The 22,381-nt window shown below is 37.5% G+C and carries 14 protein-coding genes and 1 riboswitch; of the genes, 5 read left to right on the forward strand and 9 right to left on the reverse strand.

Features of this window, described 5'->3' with window-relative positions; all coding sequences use genetic code 11:
* Window positions 1-211: 211 nt before the first annotated feature.
* The 3 genes from D1Z92_RS15915 to D1Z92_RS15925 all read right to left on the reverse strand — a co-directional run bounded on the left by D1Z92_RS15915 (window position 212) and on the right by D1Z92_RS15925 (window position 3,013).
* Window positions 212-928, reverse strand: a complete 717-nt coding sequence (locus D1Z92_RS15915) for a hypothetical protein (protein WP_128896674.1) — start codon at window positions 926-928, stop codon at window positions 212-214.
* Window positions 929-1,020: 92 nt separating this feature from the next.
* The gene (locus tag D1Z92_RS15920; protein WP_128896675.1) at window positions 1,021-2,541 is read right to left on the reverse strand and encodes a PH domain-containing protein; all 1,521 of its coding nucleotides are present in this window, start codon (window positions 2,539-2,541) and stop codon (window positions 1,021-1,023) included.
* Complete coding sequence (locus D1Z92_RS15925) at window positions 2,528-3,013, reverse strand: PH domain-containing protein (RefSeq protein WP_128896676.1); 486 nt, start codon at window positions 3,011-3,013, stop codon at window positions 2,528-2,530. Before D1Z92_RS15925 ends, D1Z92_RS15920 begins: the two co-directional genes overlap by 14 nt.
* 477 nt (window positions 3,014-3,490) lie before the next feature.
* Between D1Z92_RS15925 and D1Z92_RS15930 the strand changes: the two genes are divergently transcribed.
* A complete protein-coding gene (locus tag D1Z92_RS15930) occupies window positions 3,491-4,396 on the forward strand; it encodes a DMT family transporter (protein WP_128896677.1) in 906 nt (301 codons plus the stop codon).
* A 173-nt stretch (window positions 4,397-4,569) separates the two neighbouring features.
* On the opposite strand, the gene D1Z92_RS15935 is transcribed toward D1Z92_RS15930, so the two are convergent.
* From D1Z92_RS15935 to D1Z92_RS15945, 3 genes are read right to left on the reverse strand one after another with little or no spacing between them, the layout of a single operon-like run.
* On the reverse strand, window positions 4,570-5,520 hold the full coding sequence (locus D1Z92_RS15935; RefSeq protein ID WP_128896678.1) for a proline dehydrogenase family protein: 951 nt from the start codon (window positions 5,518-5,520) through the stop codon (window positions 4,570-4,572).
* A gap of 12 nt (window positions 5,521-5,532) precedes the next feature.
* Window positions 5,533-9,369, reverse strand: a complete 3,837-nt coding sequence (locus D1Z92_RS15940; RefSeq protein ID WP_128896679.1) for an amino acid adenylation domain-containing protein — start codon at window positions 9,367-9,369, stop codon at window positions 5,533-5,535.
* 16 nt (window positions 9,370-9,385) lie between these two features.
* Complete coding sequence (locus tag D1Z92_RS15945) at window positions 9,386-10,522, reverse strand: acyl-CoA dehydrogenase family protein (RefSeq protein ID WP_128896680.1); 1,137 nt, start codon at window positions 10,520-10,522, stop codon at window positions 9,386-9,388.
* 399 nt (window positions 10,523-10,921) lie between these two features.
* Here D1Z92_RS15945 and D1Z92_RS15950 point away from each other — a divergent pair, with 399 nt between their 5' ends.
* The 3 genes from D1Z92_RS15950 to D1Z92_RS15960 all read left to right on the forward strand — a co-directional run bounded on the left by D1Z92_RS15950 (window position 10,922) and on the right by D1Z92_RS15960 (window position 16,538).
* Window positions 10,922-12,118 carry an MFS transporter gene (locus tag D1Z92_RS15950; RefSeq protein WP_128896681.1) on the forward strand — a complete coding sequence of 399 codons (1,197 nt, stop codon included), beginning with the start codon at window positions 10,922-10,924 and terminating at the stop codon, window positions 12,116-12,118.
* A 383-nt stretch (window positions 12,119-12,501) separates the two neighbouring features.
* On the forward strand, window positions 12,502-13,947 hold the full coding sequence (locus D1Z92_RS15955; protein ID WP_128896682.1) for an amino acid permease: 1,446 nt from the start codon (window positions 12,502-12,504) through the stop codon (window positions 13,945-13,947).
* A gap of 482 nt (window positions 13,948-14,429) precedes the next feature.
* On the forward strand, window positions 14,430-16,538 hold the full coding sequence (locus tag D1Z92_RS15960; RefSeq protein ID WP_164931665.1) for a HelD family protein: 2,109 nt from the start codon (window positions 14,430-14,432) through the stop codon (window positions 16,536-16,538).
* A gap of 124 nt (window positions 16,539-16,662) precedes the next feature.
* On the opposite strand, the gene D1Z92_RS15965 is transcribed toward D1Z92_RS15960, so the two are convergent.
* Together D1Z92_RS15965 and D1Z92_RS15970 are read right to left on the reverse strand one after the other, a co-directional pair.
* Window positions 16,663-17,952 carry an MFS transporter gene (locus D1Z92_RS15965; RefSeq protein WP_128896684.1) on the reverse strand — a complete coding sequence of 430 codons (1,290 nt, stop codon included), beginning with the start codon at window positions 17,950-17,952 and terminating at the stop codon, window positions 16,663-16,665.
* Between the two features lie 384 nt (window positions 17,953-18,336).
* Window positions 18,337-19,617 (reverse strand): NCS2 family permease, encoded by a 1,281-nt coding sequence (locus D1Z92_RS15970; protein ID WP_240666783.1) that lies wholly within the window; start codon window positions 19,615-19,617, stop codon window positions 18,337-18,339.
* A gap of 356 nt (window positions 19,618-19,973) precedes the next feature.
* Window positions 19,974-20,073, reverse strand: a riboswitch (purine riboswitch).
* Window positions 20,074-20,284: 211 nt separating this feature from the next.
* On the opposite strand from D1Z92_RS15970, the gene D1Z92_RS15975 reads away from it, so the two are divergent.
* Entirely contained in the window at window positions 20,285-20,656 is a 372-nt protein-coding gene (locus D1Z92_RS15975; RefSeq protein WP_128896686.1) for a hypothetical protein, read from the forward strand.
* A gap of 142 nt (window positions 20,657-20,798) precedes the next feature.
* Here the strand turns inward: D1Z92_RS15975 and guaA are convergent, their stop codons facing one another.
* Window positions 20,799-22,334, reverse strand: coding sequence for a glutamine-hydrolyzing GMP synthase (gene guaA / locus D1Z92_RS15980; protein ID WP_370741315.1), 1,536 nt, complete (start codon window positions 22,332-22,334; stop codon window positions 20,799-20,801).
* Window positions 22,335-22,381 lie beyond the last annotated feature (47 nt).

Below are 22,381 nucleotides of genomic sequence, written 5' to 3' on the forward strand. Positions count from 1 at the left end.
AGAAGAATCTTGTTGGACTCGCTTGCGATTCAGTTTTCAAAGTGCAAATGTTGTGTGTTGCTATTTGCTTGTTTTGCTTGTTTTAGCGCCGCCTCAACAGCGACTTAATCAATATATCATATACCATTTGCTAATTGCAAGTATTATTTTTATTTTTTATTCATTTATTTTTATTTCCATAACTATTAGGACTAAAGTTGTTCATGTTCAATCACTCTGAGTAGTAGTAAAACGTCAACGTACTTTCTTCATGATGCGTCTCAAGATCATAAACGTTATAAACATCGTATGTCCACTTCACATCTATGCTTTTTTCTTTTTCAGTATGGTAATGCCCAATTGCAAAAATAACATCAAAAGTATCGTCGGTAGCGTCTAGTACAGCATTCTCGTATTTTACATCCGCTTGTGTAACAAGGTTTATATCGCTATTATCAAATATCTTAAATCTAGGGGATTTTTGCATGTACTGACGACTCCATTTTACTGATCTGATTGCATCACCAGGTTGTATATACGCTTCTATTGTTATATCCCCCTTAGAACCAATTTTGAAATTAGAGCTATTATCACTAATTACCTTATTGTCTGTATACGTTTTTTGAGATTGAATGTAAAGTTTGGTCATAAAATCACCACCACTACTATCCAGTGCTGAGGGACCACCAATGTATCTTCTTACTACCATTTCTTCATAAATGGTACCTATACTAGTATAGTAGGATATTTTATATACTTTATCCGAATAAACACTGTTTGAACCGTGTATCGGCGGGATTTCGTAGCTTTCCATTTTTGTAGGCTCCAGTACTTTTCCGTACCAAGCTTCCGTATCATTCGTATCAGAATATTTTATGTTTACTACTATAAATAAAAATAATAATAAAGCTGTTAATGAAAAAAGTTTGACCCAGTTTTTCGCACTCATATAAAACCCCCATTTTACAAATATACTTCAAGATAATTTTATATGAAAAATCACTGATGAACTAAATTAACTTTTTTATTTATCATCACCTTTTAGTTATTTTCACCCTTCTTAGACAACCAACCTCTCATTTCTTGAACGACATTTTCATCCACATGTTTCAGTAAGAAAGCTTTTTTCTTCTTATTCGATGTGACAGCAATACGAAAGCTTGCTAACTGTTTTTTAGCCTGCATCGGTGTTTGAAGCATACTATTCCATTGTACTTTATGTTTGCATATGAGCACTTTATTCTTCGTTAGCAAGTTATATCGCTGTAAACTTAACTGCTGATCATTTTCTATTTTCCATCCTGTATGCTTATAGTCTAACCAACTAGAAAGCACAAACAGAGGTATGATTACTACTGAGAACCACTTCCATATGTGAGGACCAAATAGGATTATACCCATGCATATAACCAATGACATGATGAGATAAGGAACAACGAAAAAACGCAACGCCTTGCCTTCCACACGATTCCATTCATTCGTATCGTGATACTCCGGAGCAAATTGTTTTAGAAATGACAATACTTCTTTCTTCTTTAAAGCAGGAAATAAGTAAGAAGATGCCACGCTTTCATTGCTATCCCCCCCTTCACCATATGTAGTGGAAATGACATGAATGCTCACTAATCCAAAAATTTTCTGTAGTACACTTTCACTAATTCTAATAGCTTGAATACTCTTCAGTGGAATCGTTATCTTTTTCCGTTCTAATAGTCCTTTCTCCACTTTTAATGCATCATCCGTGATTTTAATTGTAAATTTATATTCTAAAGCTAGCAGAAAAAGAGAAGCTAACATCCATAACACTACAAATAATCCAATGAATAAAACAACCACAACTGAAGTGGAAAGATGTTCGATATTCAACCATTTAAAAACAGTATGACTCAAAAAATCATCCATCACTCGATATAAAAAAGAAACAACAACGATAATGACAATAAACACTTTACTGGAAGTTGCAGCATGTAGTAAAGATTCAGACCATGTCATGCTTCGCTCACTTACGTTTTTCTTTTCATTTGTAGATACTGTAATAGGATTCATTTCTTCTTTCATCTCATTATCCACCACAGTATGACTTCCATTATTTTGCATGTTTTTATGAAGTAACTGCTGTATTCTTTCAGCTTCTTCTACTGTAATGGCATGTAATACGATATTTGCATTTTTATCTCCTACTCCCGCTGTCTCCACTTGGAGCTGTGTTACGTTACACCATTTCTGAAGCACGTTTGTAGAAGTATCTATGGAATGTATCCGATCATTAGAAATGAATGATTGTTTACGTACGAATACTCCTTGTTCAACGTAGATCGTATGATTCATCATATAATACTGATATCGAAACCACTTTAAAAAACCGATACCAATAATACTTACCAAGGATATCGTTACAATAAGCGATAACCACAAACCATTCAAAGAACCATCTAGTATGTTAACAACGGTATATATAGCTATTGGAACTAAAAATCTAATATAACTTATACTAAAAAATAAGATAGCAATCGGTTGTAACCTCTGTTTTTGCACAAGATCGATGTCATTAAATGTCTTCATTGGTCAACCTCGCTATAGTAATGATTTCTTCTAGTAGTTCTTTTGCCGTTTCTTCTTCCAGGTCAGGGATTTCATGTGACCCAGCCGCAGTTGCTACCGTAATCGTAGTCAAACCAAAACGCCTTGATATCGGTCCTTGTTTTTGATCCACATGCTGAATACGATGTATGGGAATGGTAGTTACTTTTCGCAAAAACACCCCTGATACTAGTTCCATTCGATCTTCGAATATACCATATCTCCAATTGCGGTAATGTTGAGGTGTATAGATAAAAATTTCAAATGTAAAACCTAGAACGCTCGCTATCGTTACCATATAAAAAATCCATAATGGCCAGTCAAACCGAATAGAAACAACGAGAAGTGCAGCACAAACGATCATCGTAATAAAAAAGGAAAACCACGAAGCGGTCAACGCAGCCTTCCTCACAGATTTTTTGTCTATTTTTTTCATAGGTTGTTGTTGTTCCATCAAAAAACCACCCCTATCTTTGTATCATATACATTACACCCTTTGTTTACCTCGTATTTCGTAGTATACCTTTATATCATCTTAATAACCATCGATTTATGTTACATCATCCCTTATTTATCTTACAAAAATGTCACTTTACTGCTTTCATGCACTGTCAATTTTAAAAAATGTATACCATTACACTACAATGTTTAATGGATTTCCATTTTGAATGAAATGAATGCAACACGGAAATGAATCAGATTTAGTAGAAAATATATGAATATATGTTATGGGACGTAACAATAGAATTTTTTTCTTCCAATGTATAAAGTGAGAATACTGCTCTATAGCTTCATTTATACTACATCATACTTTTCATCTTAAAATGAAATTATTGCTAATATAGTTATTTTTAAGTATAATTTCTTTGTGTACTTCCCACTTAGATCCAATATTTTAGTAAATCAATCTTATGGTATAAGGAGCGTGTACATGAAAACTATTGTAAAACTTACACTCGTTGCCCTGCTTTGGTCAGGTGTATATACGATTGGAGAAAATACGGTGAACGCTGTTCATCCACTTTCTGTGGCCTTTATTCGCTTTTTCTTAACGACATTATGTTTATTCCCTATTTTGTGGTGGAAAGAGAAAGAAACTTGGAAACTACAAAAACAAGAATGGTTTCCTCTCATTATACTCGGGTTATTAGGTATTTCTGTTTACAATGCTTTCTTTTTCCTAGGTTTAAAAGAATCTGGTGCCATTAAATCTTCTGTTATTATTGCTGCCATTCCTATGGTGACAACATTGTTTGCCTCCCTCCTTTATAGAGAGCGCATGACGATCAACCAAATCATCGGTGTGCTATTATCCTTTGGAGGTGTATTTCTCGTCGTTACGGAGGGTAGTTTGCAAAGCATTGCTGCTGTAACCAACGGAGATTTATGGCTCATGGGCTGTGTGTTCTTATGGTCTATTTACACCATATTCGGTAAAAAATATATGCAGCGAACGCCTCCTTTAAAATATACTTCCTATACCGCTTTCTTTGGCGCACTGTTTTTATTTCCATTTGCTTTATTTATGGGGTCACTGGGGACCATTTTTACCGCTTCACTAACGAACTGGTATCAAATTTTGTATTTAGTCATATTTGGAACGGTAATTTCGTTTTTTTGGTGGAATCAAGGGGTCAAAGAAATTGGTCCTGGAAAAACATCCATCTTCCTTAACCTCGTTCCCGTATTTACAGCACTATCCTTACTTGTCGTTGGACAGACGATACAATTAGTGGAGTGGATGGGTACCATTCTCGTTATCACCGGTGTAAGTTTAACCAATTTAAAATTAAGACAATCGAAAAAAACAGCGGTTTCAGACGAAAAAACAGTATAATTCCAACTTCATATCCACGGTATTACATAGATGGATACGTGCCCCTAAAATCCCAGCTCCTAAAAAGGTGCTGGGATTGATTTATTCCTTCATTAATTTACGTTTCATGCATTTCAATAGTACTTCAATATCCTTATGATAATGATATAGAGCAAACGATCCTACACTGTAATTTAATACGTTTCTGGTTCCGATTCTTGCACATTAGCAATGTCTAGAATAGCTTTGTATAAGTTTGGCGGATACTCTGCAAGTCGATGAAATACGTGCAAATGCCAATCATCCCCATAAGTAAGGTATACTCTTGCCTTCCCTCCTCTATCTTTCACAGAACGTAAAAGGTTAGGGCGCATTCCATGTAACATTTCAACTTCTACAAAAGAAAAGTCTAAATATCCTCTGTCAAAAGACGCATCGATAATACGTTCATCATGGGAAGCAATAGAGACATCATGCTCTGCTTTCACTAACCTATCGACAATGTCTAAATATCGTTCATTTAACATCTCATCATGTGGATAGGCAATGGAGTCTGATTCATGATAAACCCCTTTAACTACCCTTACTTTACCCGGGATTTGCATGATAGACTGCATATCTTGCATTGTACGCTTAAGATGCGCTTGCATGGTTATACCGACATTGCGAAATGACTTACTCATTTCAGTATATAGTTCTAATATTCTATCTGTTCTTGATGAATCTTCCATACTAATCATTACATCCATATTGGATCTTTGTGCTTGCTCTAGAATTTCAATCAAATGTTCTCTAGTTAATGCCGGATCAACCGCCAAGCCAATATGGGACAAATCCAATGAAACATTAGCATCATCAAAAGTACATTCCCCTGCAAAACGAACGATTTCGTCCTTTGCTGCAACACATTCCTCTGCTTGTAGTAAGTCTTCACCAATATACTCTAGTGATAGAGTATATCCTTTACTCGTTAAATACTTTCCTCTTTCTAATAAACTTGCAATATCTTCTCCTGCGATATATCGCTTTGCTGCTTTTAACAAACTTGCATATAACAGTGGATCATTTTTGATATGTGATTTAATGTCCGCACTCCTAGCAATTAATTTTATTGCATTCTCTACTCTTTCATCTGTGATCATCATAATATAACCCTCCTATTTGTTTACTTCTTTGAATTGTAAAGCGATAGGATCAATAATTTTACTTATGTGCTGTAACACGGTCTCTTCGTTATCTTGTAAGAAAAAGTGTCCTCCTTCAAACATGTTCGATTGACAGCGCTTTGCACTAACGTCAAACCATTTTTCCAATTGTTTTTGTGACAACTGATCTTCTTTTCCACCGTACACCGTGATTGGTACAACAATAATTTCTTCTTCCGTTACGGAGTAATGTTCCGATACAGCAACATCCGCACGAAATCTTGGAAACATGATGGACATCAGCTGTTGGTTATTTGCAACATCAGCAGGTATTCCACCAAACTTCTTTAATTCCACTAAAAATTGCTCATCGTTTAATTGACTTAATGCTGTGGGAGCTGGCATTTGAGGTGCTCTGGATGCAACGGCAAACAGATGATGTGGGGTAATGCCTTGATTTAGTAATTGTCTACAAGCTTCAAAAGCAATAAGCGCACCCATACTGTGTCCTAACAGAATAAGTGGTTTATCCGCCAATTCCACAAGTTCTTTCATGAGATGAATTACGATATCATGCGCATTATCCATGTGCTTCTCTTGTATTCTAGAACCTCTACCTGGTAGTTCTGGTAAAACGATTTCCACATGTTCTCCCATCATAGAAGACCAGTTTTTAAAAATAGAAGCGCTTCCACCTGCATAATGAAAACATACAAGGCGAACTAAAGCATTCGGTTTATGATCTATTTTTAACCAGGAAGCCTTTTCTGATTTTTCTTCACTTTCCAATTCATCTAATTCTTGTATTAATTGCATTCTTTCATTTTCTTGATGATGTTGACTTTTTTGAATCCAGCGTGCAAGATGCTCCACTGTTGGCTTTTCAAAGAAAGCACCCACAGGCACTTCAAGCTGGAATAACTCATGTAACGCAGAAATAACTTGAATGGCTTGTAACGAATCTCCACCTAGATCAAAGAAATTTGCGGTGACCCCAAATCCTTTTTGTCCAAGTAACTTCTCAAATATTTCATAGAGTACTTTTTCTTCGATTTCGTTTCTTGGTGCAACAAAATTTTCTTTATCGAATTCATTATTCAATTCAGCGGATGGTAATGCTTCTATGTCTACTTTTCCATTAGAAGTTAAAGGTATAGATGCTACTTTTATCATTTGTGAAGGAATCATGTATGCAGGAATGAAATCAGATAGAAACTCTCTCAATTGTTTGGCATGTAAATCTGTCGATTTCATCACCACATAGGCTACAATATGTTTTACTCCCCCATCATTTTCTGCAAGGGTTACATACGTTTGTATCATATTCGGATGTTTTAAAATCGCAGATTCGATCTCTCCTAATTCAACGCGATATCCTCTTATTTTTACTTGTCTATCCATACGTCCTAAAAATGATATGTTTCCATCTGGAAGCCACTTTACGAGGTCACCCGTTTTGTATAAGCGTGCATTAGGATCTTTACTGAATGGGTTTGGAATAAATCGTTCTGATGTCATTTCATCATTTTTCCAATATCCTCTTGCTAATCCTACACCTGAAATATGGAGCTCTCCAGGTACATCAACAGCTAGAGGTTGTAAGTTTTCATTTAAAACAAAAGCCTCGTGATTGGCAATCGGTTTTCCAATAGGAGGGTTTTTATCCCACTTCCCTTTGCACTCAAATAAGGTCACTGCTACCGTCGTTTCTGTTGGTCCATACCCATTAAAAAATTGACGCTGGTCTGAAGCCCAATTATTTACGAGATAACCTGGAAAACTTTCACCACCAACGGAAATGACTCGTAGATCAGGGAATTGCTCTGGTTCAAGTAAAGGTAATAGGATGGGAGGCAGCTCCGCAACCGTAACTTTTTCTTTTATCATCAACTTCGTTAAAGATTGAATAGATTTTCTATCTTCTTCATTCGCTATAACTAACTTCGCACCAATTAATAAAGAAGTAAAAATATCAAATACAGACACGTCAAAACTGATCGATGCAAATTGTAAAAAGGTATCCTTAGCATGCATGCCATAGGATGATGTAATGGAATATACAAAATTACAAACCGCCCCATGTTCAATGAGTACTCCTTTAGGTTGTCCTGTGCTACCTGAAGTGTATATCATGTAAGCTAAATCTTTTTCTGAAGCAGGCTTATTCGGCAAGCTCTTGTCCTGATGTTGTAACTTGCCCTTATCTTGATCCATGTAAATGATTGTTCCATGATGTTGCACATGATTTGCAAGTGATTTGTGCGTAATCAGTACACTCGACTCGCTGTCTTGTAAAATATAGTTCACTCTCTCCTCCGGGGATAATGGATCAATAGGAACGTAAGCAGCGCCTGCTTTTAAAATCCCCATGATAGCCACGATCATATCGATGGATCGGTGTACATATAGTGCAACCATCTTGTGTGGGCCTAAATCAAACGACAACAAATAATGTGCGAGTTGATTAGCTTGTTCATTTAATTGATGATAGGTTATGGATTGCTCTTCAAACGTAAGGGCTATGACATCAGGATGAAGTCTCGCCTGCTTTTCAAATACATGATGTAATGGTAGCAATATCTCGTCTCTCTTCTCCCCTTGCCCCCATGTATAAACCGTTTCTAAAAACTCAGCATCATTTAGTACTTTCCCAGCTTCCGAAAGTTTATCTTCATTTGAAAGCGCTTTCTCATTATTCTGCAAAGCAGTCTTCATCATGGTAATAATATGCTGCTTATCATCCTTTGCCAATCGTTCCATTTTCTCTTCGAATTTGAAAGAAGGCAAACATAAAGATTCTACCTCCTCTTCCTGCAATTCGGTTAACGCTTCCCAAAGCTTTGAAGAAGTACCGAACCGCATTGCTTCCAACGCTATTTTCTGATAATAAAAATGGATTTTTGCTTGTTTCGTTAAGCCAAATGCACCATGAAAATGAAGGGAGGATCGTGTAATATCTAATGCTAAATCGATCATCGTTGCTAAACAATCCGTTGCTTCATAGTAAACCGAGTGACCTGTTTCTTCTTTCCAGACAGCATAATCTATTTTAATTTTTACTGCTTCTAATGACGTTGCAAATGCTGCGAGTGTAAAACTAATATGCTGATTGTTTAATAGTGTTCGATCGAACTGTTTTCGATTTTTTGTATAATAAACGGCTTCATCCATCGCTCCTTTTGCTAGTCCATACAATATGGATGCATGTCGCAATCTCATTTTTGCTTCCATTTGCTTGAACGATGAATCATCTTTGTTGTAGTGATGGATACGATGAGATGGAGTAAGAGATAATTTCTCCATGGTTACGTTTGTGATATGATCTTGAGATATGTTCTCTATCTCTTGATAAGATAACCCTTTATGACTTTTTTCTATTAAAAAAATCTCTATTTGTTGCTCATAAGGAAGAATCACCATGACATGTTTGATTTGCTCTACCTGCCAAAAAGCATGAGGAAAGGAACCGTGAAGGATAATATTTTCTTTTGCCGTTTGTTGTTTGTACTCACACGATGGATCACGTAAATCGATCAATCCTACGAGTTCAGAACCGTCTAATATCGATTGTATTTGCTGTTTACGATCATCCGATTTTGCACTCTGAGCCAAACATTCTAATGCAAACATCGTATCTAAAACAGGGTAATGTACACGATGTTTTCCTAACTGTTCAAACATAAAGGAGAGAACCGATTCTCCCAACTCATATCCACCTAATGATACCGGATAAGATAATTTAAATATTCCGATATCTAATACACTTTTTATTTTGTCTTTTTGTTCATCAAGCATGCCTTCCAACGATTGATGGAATACACTTAACAATGAATCTGTTTGTAAATTCACTTTATTCCCACCTTTCTTATGCAAATGCTAATTTTGCTACCGTCTCTAACATCATTTCTGTGCTTCCAGCAGATATAGTCAAACCTGGTGTCTCTCGATAAGCCGATTCCAAACTACCTAAGTGTGCTGGATATCCATGATCCTGACACAAACTAGCCCCTGTACCACGTAATTCAAAACCTTTCCATACTACTTCGCAAGCCAGTTCACTGGCATACATTTTTGACATCGCTGCTAGGGATTCATCTACATTTCCTGTGCGTTCAAACTGATCTAATATTTTATACATAAGTAATCGACTACTTTGTAATTTACTTTTTAACTTTTTCAGCTCCACTTTTGCTGACACATCTGCTGTATTGGTCATTTGTGATTCCACCATATGAAACCACCGCAATGCGCGTATATAATAATCTAGCCCTGTACGCTCAATCGCAAGTGCTTGGTTGATTATCGCCCACCCTTTATCTAACTCTCCAATTCTATCCGCATCACTCACATTTACACCGTCTAATTTCACTTCAAAAAAAGATTCATCGGCCATACTGTCGATAGGTTTTATATAGACTCCGTCTTTTTTCAACGGCACCATAAATAAAGTTAAACCGTCATATTTAGACTGGGCATGTGTCGTTCGTGCAGCTGTAATCGCATAATCTGCAAGGTGCGTTTTCATACTATATACTTTTGTACCATATATGTTGTAACTACCATCTTCCATGCGCTTCGCTTCTGTTTTTAGCGAGCTAAGATCTGAACCTGCATGTGGTTCTGTGTAGAGTACAGCTGCATACTTTTCACCTGCAGCCATCGGAATCAGATAGCGCTCTTTTTGTTCTTCATTTGCAACCATATAAAGTAACATACCAACAATTTGAATGGAAATCACATGTAGGGCCTCCGGCACTCCAGCCTTGGACATTTCCTCTGATAAAATGGCTGCCTCCGTTAGCGTTTTCCCTTGCCCTCCGTAATGCTCTGACCAATTCACTGCGAGCCATTTCTTTTCTCCTAACATACGATAAATAGAAGTAGCATCAAGTTCTTTATGTTGACGAATACGTTTAACTTCTTCTCTTATTTCCTCGGATTGAAAAAAAGATGAAACTTGTTTTCTAAAAGCAATTTGCTCGTTCGTGAAACTAAAATTCACATTTTTCCCTCCTCATCTAACATGAAACGCCTTAATCCATCACTAACCTACTTCACCCTTCATATGAAAAAGCAGCAGCCAAGAACAACACTTGACCCCTGCTGAGAAGTTTTCCAACTATGTTTTAGGGTGAATTTTAAAAAATAGGTGTGAAGAATTAAATTGTATGAAATTATCTAAATTTTAGTATATTGAGATTATTTTTTCAATATTAAATTTTTAAACTATTATGTCTTATACCTATTTATATGTAAAAATAATGAAATGGCCTAACTTCGGAGGTGTAAAGTGTAAACTTATAGCTGATCATTTCTTCATGTTATAGATTTATGCTAAAATGACGTTGAACTACATCATCAAAAAAACGTACTTTTATATAGGAAAAGGTGTGGAGTTAAAATGAAATCAAACAAAAATGCTATGAAAAGAAACGCACTTATTGTCGTCATGGTTGCTATTTTCACGGATATGCTGATGTATGGATTAATTGTCCCCTTCCTGCCTAATTATGCTGTGGATTTAGGAGCTTCCGATGCTGAAATTGGATTCTTATTTGCCAGTTATGCCATTACTTTATTTTTAGGGACATTTTTATTTGGGGTAATTGGAGACCGTATAGGGAAGAAAAAGCTTATTATTTATGGTTTAATCGCCCTTGCTTTAACGACATTGTTTTTTGCATATGCTACAAGTTTTTGGTTGTTAATTCTCGCTCGTTCTTTACAAGGGTTTGCTGCTGCGATTCCATGGACAGCCGGTTTAGCTCTGATTGCAGAAGTGTATGACAGAAACGAGAGAGGAAAAGCCATGGGGCTTGCGATGTCTGGTCAGGCTCTAGGTATACTACTAGGCCCACCTTTAGGTGGATGGTTTTTTGACTTAGGCGGCTTCCAACTACCGTTCTTTATTACTGCTGCCATTGCCTTTCTTGCCGCTGTTTATTCTATCGTTGCCTTAAGGAATGTAGTAGAACATAAATTAGAAAGAATACAAATACCTTTTAGACTTATTACTCAACCGCAAATTCTCATTGTTGCAGGTTATGTGGCGATTGGCTCTTCTATTTTCTCTGCTTTAGAACCTACTCTACCATTACATTTAGAAGAAACTTTCAACATTACTCCCACCGTCATTGGGTTATTGTTTATGGCCATTTCCTTAGTATATGGCATCGTCTCTCCTTTTATAGGTGAATGGTCTACTAGAATCGGATATACAAAAATGTTAATGCTCGGTGTGCTCTTCCTTGCCGTTCTATTGCCCGTTACAACGTTACCTTCAACGTTATGGTTGCAAGCCGTTATACTTGCTTTATTAGGCCTAGGCCTAGGTGCTGCACTTACTCCAACTTTACCTTTGTTAGCAGATATTACACAAAGTAACGGTATCCAATCTCACAGCATGACGTTTGCATTATATAATATTGTTTATTCCATCGGGATGATCATCGGTCCTATTTTAACTACAGTGCTGTCGGGCTCTTTTGGATTAACTTTTGCTTATATCGTGTTAGCCGTTGTCTTTTTAATGTACCTTCTACCTTTAGCAAGATTAAAATATACAGCTTCTACTTCAACGGAGTCGGATTCCTTGTAAAATGAAACTTACACGATAAAAAAGTAAGCTGCCCTCGGACAAAGGTTGCAGCTTACTTTCATGAACTATGAGCCTTGCCCTTAAGGGCATATATTGCTACTCAACCACAAGTGTTACTAGCACTTGTGGTTTTTTACTGTGTCTTGATAACAAGACAGTTTTATTAATCTCATTATATCATAAAGAGCTGAAATTTCACATAATACTTTATTTAGCATTTATCGTCTTTCTTTATTATATCCAAATAAAAAATGAAATACACATAGCTGAAAGATAAGAATAAAAGGACATAGCCAATAAACTTATCAAGCAGCAGAATCACGACTGATAATCCTCATGTTGGTTATACTAACTGTACTTTCTAAATGAGGAGCTATCTCTACATGAGCAATCAAAAAGGTATTACTACATTTCCCTTAACGATGTTAGCGTTAGGCACGATTGTAGGTGGATCGTTTTTTCTCGGTACGACCGTCGCCATTCAAGCGGCTGGACCTTCTGTTTTGTTTGCTTTTTTATTTGGAGGATTACTAGTTTATTTTATTTTGCAATCTTTATCTGAAATGACGACTGCCGATCCATCTCCAGGATCATTCCGCACTTATGCACAAAAAAGCTTCGGGAAAGGTATGGGGTTTACGATTGGATGGGTGTATTGGACTGGTTTAATTTTGGCGATGTCAAGTGAGGCATTCGCCGTTTCGACTTTTTTAAGAGCTTATTTCCCCAACTTATCGCCGGCTCTAGTAGGCATTGTCATTATCATTAGTGTCACGTTAATCAACTTACTAGGTGCAGAAAAGTTAAGTAAATTGGAAAGTGGACTCGCTTCTTTTAAACTACTTGCGATTGTTGCCTTCATTATTCTTGGTATCCTGATTGTTGTAGGTTTAATCAGTGGCAATGCAAGTAACACAAATAACTTTTTCACTTCTGGTCAATGGCTCGTCGGCGGAATAGGCGGCATTGCTGGTAGTATGCTTATTGTGATGTTTACATACGCAGGATTTGAAGTGATTGGGCTTGCTGCTTCTGAAGCAAAAGATCCGAATTATACTATCCCTAGAGCAATTCGGTATACGTTATTAGGTCTTATTGGTTTATACGTGCTAGCGATAGGTGTCACTTTACTGCTCACCCCTTCTGCTGGCTTTGTGGAAGAAGAAAGTCCACTTGTGAGTGCATTAAATAGTCAAGGTTTTGCTTGGGCAGGTTCCATCATGAATATCGTGATGATTACAGCCATTTTATCTACAATGTTAGCATCTACATTTGCGCAAGGGCGCATGATTCGTTCCTTGGCGGCAGAAGGTCATGCTCCGTCTTGGTTGAAAGATAAACGTGACATTCCTTATCGCGGGATATTATTTTCTGGAGCAGGCATGCTTTCTGGCCTTGTACTCGGGCTTATATTGCCTGCTAGCGTATACTTATTTCTCATTAGTTCCAGTGGATTTTCATTATTGTTTACCTACTTAGTCATTGTCGCTTCCCATTATATGTTTCGCAAAAAGTTTGGATGCCAAAACAATGCATGCAGGCTTCCATTTTACCCGTATTCATCATGGTTTACGATGGTTAGCATTGTGATTATTCTACTCAGCATGCCGTTCATTGCTGGTCAAGGTGCCGGTTTAATTGCAGGTGTAACCTTAGTTGCCATCTATGTTTGTGCTTACTTCTTGCAGAAATTTTTACGTAAAAATAAAAAGGTACACCCTACTACTTCCTCCATGCAAGGAAACATGCGTACCTCCAGACAAGACCAGCTGCAAATGGAAGTCTCTGATGAATGGGATGAAAGAACAAAACAAAAAAATGATAATTGAATTGTAATACAACTTATGATATGATGATTTTCTCGCTTTTTTTACACATCATTTATTTCTACGCACATTCACTTTTACACAAAGGCTTTTTTATTCACGATGAAACTGCATTAGCATGGCTCATCTGCTCTAGCATTGCTTAAAGTTTACTTCACGTTGCTCTATACCACTTTAGAATGTACTACACATGCTCTTTCTCTAAAAATGTTTTGAAAAATGCACTACATATTGCTCTAGCACGATTACAAATAAAGCGAATATGATGTTGTGTTGTACCCTACTCTTCACGTTTCAAACTTTCATACCATGTGTATGACTTGACCTGCATGTACTTCTTATTTCTTCATGTTATTTTTGTTTTTTCATTATTCTTATTTTTACATTTCATTAATTTTTTATTTCACATTTTATTTTATCTCATCATTTTATTTTTTGATTGAGCCCATTTTATTTTGTTATTTACGTTTGGAGGAATGATGTTTATGCATGCTTTATTTGATGAAGAAAACAAGCATTTGCAAACCGTATTAGAGAAACTAAGGACAGCGAAAACAAAACTGGATGCAATCCCACCATATGAAGGAAAAGACGATGTAGAGATTATTATGGACAACATGCGGAGAACGAAACGAGACGGGTTGCAACGAAGTTTGAATGAACCGTATTTTGGCAGAATTGATTTTGAAGAGCAGTATCCAAAAAATGAAATGCAGCAAATTTACATAGGTAAATTTGGAGTGGAAGACGAAGAAACGAATAAGATTATTATCGTAGACTGGAGATCACCGATTGCCAGTCTATTTTATGCCTTCAGCGGCGGAGACGATCCCGTTACGTATCTCGCTCCAGACGGTCACATTGAAGGGTTAATGCATTTAAAAAGAAACATGATGATACGTAATCAAATTTTAAACCGAGTGGTAAACAGTTATGTCAGAGGGGAAGATAACCTTTCAGGGGTAGCAGATGAATTTCTTCTCTATAAGTTGCAAGACAATAAAGATAACAAATTAAAAGATATTGTCTCCACGATCCAAGCAGAACAAGATAAGATTATTCGCTCTCATAAAAACAAAGCACTCATCATTCAAGGAGTCGCAGGAAGCGGAAAAACAACCGTTGCACTCCATCGACTCGCCTACTTGCTGTATCAATATAGAGATCAAATAAAAGCAGAAAGACTGATGATCTTTGCACCAAACACGATGTTCCTCGACTATATTTCCAATGTCTTACCTGAACTAGGTATCGGCAATGTAAAGCAGCAAACGTTTTACGAATGGGCTGTAGATGTACTAGACATCCCAAGTACGTATACTGTCACAACATTACTGCAACAGCACAAAAACACTTTCGAGCTTCATACAGGTATGCTAACGAAGGACAACATAGAACGGTTCAAAGGTTCTGTCGCTTACCAGCAGCATATGCAACACATTTTAGACCACTATACAGCTAATGCCGTTCCGAAAATGGACATTACGATATGGGAAGGAAATAGTATCCCTTATGAAAAAATGCATACATGGTTTCACCAAGAATATCAAATATATCCTTTAATGAAGCGCCGCGAACGTGTCATCGGAAGAATACAACGATACATCAACAGTGAGTTAAAGGCATTTGAAAAACATGAGCAAAAAGAGTACAAAACAAAAGCGAACAAAGCGCTTAAACAGTACAGCAAAAAATGGCCGAACTACACCGCACTTTCTTTTTATATGGACATGTTTAGCAAACCATCATCGCTACTATCGCCATACACCGATTCCATACCGGAGGAGTTCAAAGCTAAAACGAAAAAGATGCTGAAAGAAAGACACATTCACTTCGAGGACATTCCGGCGCTCCTGTATATTCATCAAACATTGTTTGGGACAGAAAGTGAACGTCTATATGATCACATCGTCATTGACGAAGCACAAGATTACTCTCCTTTTCAAATCGTTGTACTGAAACAACACGCAAAAAATCAATCCTTCACCATTCTAGGAGACTTAGCTCAGGGCATTCATGCACAATATGGTATTTGGGATTGGAATGAGATGCAGACATTATTTCCCAATGAAGATAGTGACTATTTCGAGTTACAAGTAAGCTATCGTTCCACAGCTGAAATCATTCAATTTGCAAATCAGGTCATTGGAAAATCATCACAACCATGTGTGTTGGCAGAGCCTGTCATGCGAAGTGGGCAGGAAGTTCAAATACATGAAGCAGATGAAAAACAACTACCACAGCACATTAAACATATTTTGCAAGCAGACAATGACTATCAGACTTACGCTATTGTCACCAAGACAGAACAAGAAGCTATCGTGCTTCATGAAGCTTTACAGCAACTACAAGTGAATTGTAACTATATGACGGATAACTTAGATAAATACGAAGGCGGTATCTCTATTCTTCCTGCTTACTTAACGAAGGGGCTCGAATTTGATGTGGTCATCATTACACACGTAAATGAAACACAATATACCGAAGAAGAATTAGATATCAAACTACTTTATGTCGCCTGCACTAGAGCATTACATCAACTACATGTGATGCATGATGGTCACCCTTCTCCCCTCCTCTCTGTTACTTCTTAACATAGACAACATTAAAAGAGCTCTAAGCCATCATGGATTGAACTACCCCAGTGTGTGATGGCCTACAGCTCTTTTCTTTTTTAAAAATGTAAAAGTAAAATAGCCATAGCCTAGTATGTCCTGCTTACACTTGTTTTTGCATTACGTCATGTGTAGCTGGACTTAAATAAGGTTTAAATGTTTGATAGGAAAGTATCCCCACTATTGCAGATATACCACTACAAATCGCAGTGATCATATATACAAGCTGAATGCCGAACAAATCAGCAATCACTGTCATCAGCGCAATGGATATAGCCATTAACGCTGTGTTTATCGTATCTTTTGCAGAAATCACCTTCGGGTATAATTGCTGGTTTACACTTTGTTGATACAGTGTCGTTTGTGATATATCTCGCAATTGAAATGCTGGCCCCATAAATAGGGTCACAAACACAGCCAACCATGCTTGCGTACTAAACGCATATACCCACACTAGCCCAGAAAACAATGCAGCACCGACAACCATCGAAGACCATAAATTCAAACGCAGCTTCTTCATGATATAGCCCACAAACACACCGCCAACGATGGCTCCAACAAAATAGGCGGTATTAATAAATCCCCACCATACTTCAGCTTTTCCCAACTGTTCTTGCACGTAAATAAGCGTTAACGCTCCAATCCAAACACCACCGACAATCCCTTCTATCATATCCATCACCATTAATTTTCTCAGTAGTGCATGCTGAAAAATAGCCTTCCAACCTTCTAAAATGGACTGTATACTTGGAAGAGATTTTCTCTTAGCTTCATCGTTATCCACGTTTTCCGTTCCCTCTAGCTTCTCTACATTTGTTGGTTCTTTAATGAACAAAATTAAAATAAAGGAGATAGTATATAAACTAACCATGATCGTTAACAAAAGGGATATTGGTATGAGGACAATTAAAATACCACCTAATGCCCAAGCTGCTAGCTGTGCTATTTGATCACTAACGGACACCACGCTATTCGCTTTTACTAATGATGTCCTGGGAACTAACCTAGGAACTAAAGCTTGCTTGGCAGGAGAAGTCCAACCGTCAAGAAAACAAATGCATGCATAAGAAAGAAACAATAAAAAATAGTTTTCATGCTGTGGAAGATGAATCAAATAAAAACTCAATACGACATATCCTAAAAGCTGTAGCAGCTGAGACACGCTTAACAATCTTGTTAATGGAAATCGATCCAACAATAGTGGTGCTAACAGCCCGCTTAAAATGACAACCAACGTTCTTATTAATGGCACTAAACCGGATAATGCTGCAGATCCTGTTTGGTCATAAATCGTAAAAATTAGCGTCATGATGATCATTACATCTGCATAATTGGCAATGGCTTGCCCACTCCATAAAAACGTAAAATGAGACTTACTTGTATTGGATTTCATGTTTTCTGTCAAACCACCCTGTCTGTATCTTTCTATGAAAATACCAAAAAATAGAACAAAAGTTCTCTTTTATACCATTATACTTGCATCAACGCAAAGCTGTCAAAGGATCGACATGATCTGGATCGGCTACACTTAGCTATGCAACAAAAAAACTCAAGCTACTTGTAAGGAATCATGCTAAACAAGTACCTTGAGTTTAAGTTATATATAAGTTGAATTAACTTGTTCCACCAACTTATTACCATTAAGCATAAGATGAAGAAATCTCCACATTACACCTTTACGCCTGGCTACTGAGGCGTAAACTTGTATTAGATCATTTCTTCATCTTATATATATTTTATTTTCCAACACTAGTTTTTTAAGTGGGATGTGAAGTGTTTATGCTCCCGTCAAAAATATAAAGTAAGCAAGGAATACAAAGAACATGAGGTACATAATCCAATGTACTTCTTTCGCTTTCCCTCTTGCAACTTTAGTTAAAGGATACAAAATAAATCCTAACGCAATCCCATTTGCGATACTGAACGTAAGTGGAATCGTGACAACGGTAATAAATGCAGGAATCGCTTCTTCTATTTGATCCCATGAAATTTTCAATAAATTCGAAGCCATTAAGACACCGACCATAATTAATGCTGGAGCCGTAACTTCGGAAGTCACCACTGACAACAGCGGAGAGAAAAACATAGCAATAAAGAAAAACGCACCAGTAACAACCGCCGTGAAACCCGTTCTTCCTCCTGCCGCTACACCCGCAGATGATTCCACATATGAAGTTGTCGTTGAAGTTCCCATCGTTGCGCCCGCTATCGTTGCAATAGAATCTGCAGCTAATGCTTTTCCAGCGCGAGGCAGCTTGTTATCTTTCATTAAGTTTGCTTGACTTGCGACACCAACTAATGTCCCTGCCGTATCAAAGAAATCAACGAACAAGAAAGTGAAAATGACGATCAGCATCGTACTGTCCAGCATGACAGATAGATCAAACAATGGATCGAACAAAGCACCGAAAGCTGTTGCAGGTGGTGGTGTGCTCATCACGCCATCCGGTGTATTTACAATACCCATGAACATACCTACAATGGCAGTAATGACCATGCCGTAAAAAATAGCACCTTTAATTTTTCTTACCATCATCAAAGCCGTTACTACAATCCCAATCAAAGCCAACACCGTCGTTTTTTCATGTAATGATCCGATTTGCACGAGTGTAGCGTCACTGTTGACGACGATACCAGCACTTTTCAAACCTATAAAGGCAATAAATAATCCTATACCTGCCGCAGCGGCATTCTTTAACCCTTCTGGTATAGCATTAATAATCTTCTCTCTTACTTTAATTACCGTTAGAATCAAAAAGATAACACCAGAAACGAATACGCCTGCCAAAGCTTGCTGCCACGGTATACCAAATTGAAGGACAACCGTAAACGTAAAGAATGCATTCAAACCCATGCCAGGTGCTAAAGCTATAGGATACTTAGCCAAAAAGCCCATCACTAAACAACCAATGACTGCAGCAACCGCTGTTGCTGTATAAACAGCAGAAAAACTCGGAAATAAATATGCTAATTCTTCAGGCAGCTCTCCACCACTTAACATGTTCGGGTTCACGAATAAGATATAGGCCATAGCTAAAAACGTCGTTAATCCTGCTATCGTCTCGCGCCTGTAATTCGTCCCATGCTTTTGAAACTCAAAATACTTAGCTAAACCTCTTTCCCTCTTACTTCCATTCGGTTTTCCTGATTCTGTTTTTACCGATGTGTTTGTTGTGGACACGAACGATTTCCCCCTATAATGGTCTATAAAAGTAAAAATGAAAATACAAAAAAACCTAGGTGTATCATTCCCTAGGCTTGTCTCTGTCTCATTCATGAATCATCTATATGCTGTCTTTCTATCGATTGCTAGTTATTGTATTCTGTCATGTCAGACATAGTCCATTGTAATAGAACTAGAAAATAGACATCTCAAAAAATGACATGATAAAAGATACACAACACACAAAGATAGATGACATCGATTCATTTCGTAGTAAGGTCATTGCGGTGACCTCGTAGAGACTCTTAAGCCTATTCTTAAGAATATACGAAATTACTTTATTTGTATTATCAACGTTATCTATTCTAACACTTTTGCTACTTTTGTCAATAAAAAGACGAACAATTAATTAAGATCATATATTTATGTTCGTTTTTACCGTTTTTTTCTATTTCCTTTATGTTGTGCACTTATCCACTATCAAATTAAACCATAAATTACATATTTATAGTAACATTGTGATATGATAGAGAAGAGATTTTATGCAAAAGGAGGAGCTCTAATGTCAAATGAATCCCCTGTAAACGATTCAGATAACCCTCTGCTAAAAGATCCTTCCTCAACGACTTTTTCAACTGCTGATGAACTCATTAGCCAACCATTTTATTCCGTGTTATCTTTTATCTCTGCGCTTAAACAATGTAATTTGCATCATGGAAATATGACAGTAAAAATGGTGACCAACTACGGGTTAGTCATTGGCCAATTAGCACTCATCAACCATGACGTTTTATACCTTTCTCTTCGCAACGTACAAGTGATTCCTTTTCATCAACCTCATGAAAAAATTGTATTAGAATGCATGTCTCTCACTTCAGACCAAATTGTAAACATTTCACTTTATAAGCCTACGGGCACTGTATCTTCTTCATGACATTAGGTTCAACCATCCATGCAATCGTTTCCATCATCATAATCAAGATGTACATACATAAAGAGAAGCGGCATCTTCCTTCCGCTTCTCCCCTGTTTCAACCTAGATAAGTTGAATAAACTTGTTCAACCAACTTTATATATTACTCCCACTCAATCGTTGCTGGTGGCTTAGACGTAATATCATATACGACGCGATTCACATGATCGACTTCATTCACAATGCGCGTTGATATTTTCTCGAGCACCTCATACGGTATTCTTGCCCAGTCCGCAGTCATCCCATCAATAGACGTTACAGCACGAATACCTACTGTGTATGCATACGTTCGTGCATCCCCCATTACCCCGACACTTTTCATATTAGGGAGGGCCGTGAAGTACTGCCAAATCTCTGAATCCAAGTTATTTTTCGCGATTTCATCTCTTAAAACGGCGTCCGATTCCCTTACGATCGCTAACTTTTCTTCTGTTACTTCCCCTAAGACACGGATAGCTAAGCCTGGACCAGGGAAAGGTTGTCTCCATACGATTTCTTTTGGTAAACCGCACTGTTCTCCGACTTTACGTACTTCGTCTTTGAATAATGCATCGAGTGGCTCAATCAATTCAAAACGCATATCTTCTGGTAATCCACCTACGTTATGATGAGATTTGATCGTTTGCGCTGTGTCTGTGCCACTTTCCACAATATCTGTATATAACGTGCCTTGTGCTAAAAAGTCAAAACTTCCGAGTTGTTCCGACTCTTCTTCAAACACACGGATAAACTCATTACCGATAATTTTACGCTTCTGTTCTGGATCACTTACTCCAGCTAAGTTGCCTAAAAAGCGCTCTTTTGCGTCGATTTTAATGACGTTGATATCAAATTTACCGACGAATGTTTCCATGACACTTTCTGCTTCACCTTTTCTCAGCAGCCCATGATCAATAAACATACAAGTCAACTGATCACCAATCGCTTTATGAATGAGCATGGCAACAACAGAAGAATCGACTCCGCCACTTAGCGCACACAATACTTTTTTATCGCCTACTTGTTGTTTAATATCTTCTATACTATCTTCGATGAAGGTTTCCATGCTCCAATCGCCTTCACACTGACAAATATTGTACAAGTAGTTACGAATCATGTCATTACCGTACGTCGTATGCATCACTTCAGGATGGAACTGAACTGCGAACCACTGTTTATCCGCACGACTCATTGCCGCTATCGGCGCATGTTCCGTACTAGCATCGATGTTAAATCCTTCTGGTGGCTTCACGACTAAATCACTATGACTCATCCAAACTTGTTGATCATTTTCTAATCCAGCTGTCAACGGATAGTCATCTTGAAATTGAACGATCGCCTTCCCGTACTCTCTTTTATCTGCGGCTTGAACTTGTCCATCAAGCTGATGACTCATCATTTGCATACCGTAACATATGCCGAGTATCGGAATACCTAAGTCATATATTCCGGGATCTACTAATGGTGACTTCTCACCATACACACTTGCAGGTCCTCCAGAAAAAACGATACCCTTCGGCTTCTTCTCTTTAATCACTTCCAATGATGTATTGTATGGCAAAAGTTCACTATACACACCTAAATCACGAATTCTACGTGCAATCAATTGATTGTACTGACCTCCAAAATCTAGTACAACAATCAATTCACTTGGTTCCATTAACATGTATGCAGCCTCCTCTAATGTTTAAAACACAGCGACAAATC

The organism is Longirhabdus pacifica, from assembly GCF_004115085.1.
GTDB lineage: Bacteria > Bacillota > Bacilli > Paenibacillales > DSM-105158 > Longirhabdus > Longirhabdus pacifica.

What these genes read in the sequence shown, in the direction of transcription:
- D1Z92_RS15950 (WP_128896681.1), top strand. Translation starts at nt 10,922, where the DNA reads ATGAAATCAAACAAAAATGCTATGAAAAGAAACGCACTTATTGTCGTC.
- D1Z92_RS15915 (WP_128896674.1), bottom strand. Translation starts at nt 928, where the DNA reads ATGAGTGCGAAAAACTGGGTCAAACTTTTTTCATTAACAGCTTTATTA.
- D1Z92_RS15925 (WP_128896676.1), bottom strand. Translation starts at nt 3,013, where the DNA reads ATGGAACAACAACAACCTATGAAAAAAATAGACAAAAAATCTGTGAGG.
- D1Z92_RS15955 (WP_128896682.1), top strand. Translation starts at nt 12,502, where the DNA reads ATGAGCAATCAAAAAGGTATTACTACATTTCCCTTAACGATGTTAGCG.
- D1Z92_RS15960 (WP_164931665.1), top strand. Translation starts at nt 14,430, where the DNA reads ATGCATGCTTTATTTGATGAAGAAAACAAGCATTTGCAAACCGTATTA.
- D1Z92_RS15975 (WP_128896686.1), top strand. Translation starts at nt 20,285, where the DNA reads ATGTCAAATGAATCCCCTGTAAACGATTCAGATAACCCTCTGCTAAAA.
- D1Z92_RS15965 (WP_128896684.1), bottom strand. Translation starts at nt 17,952, where the DNA reads ATGAAATCCAATACAAGTAAGTCTCATTTTACGTTTTTATGGAGTGGG.
- D1Z92_RS15930 (WP_128896677.1), top strand. Translation starts at nt 3,491, where the DNA reads ATGAAAACTATTGTAAAACTTACACTCGTTGCCCTGCTTTGGTCAGGT.
- D1Z92_RS15935 (WP_128896678.1), bottom strand. Translation starts at nt 5,520, where the DNA reads ATGATGATCACAGATGAAAGAGTAGAGAATGCAATAAAATTAATTGCT.
- D1Z92_RS15920 (WP_128896675.1), bottom strand. Translation starts at nt 2,541, where the DNA reads ATGAAGACATTTAATGACATCGATCTTGTGCAAAAACAGAGGTTACAA.
- guaA (WP_370741315.1), bottom strand. Translation starts at nt 22,334, where the DNA reads ATGGAACCAAGTGAATTGATTGTTGTACTAGATTTTGGAGGTCAGTAC.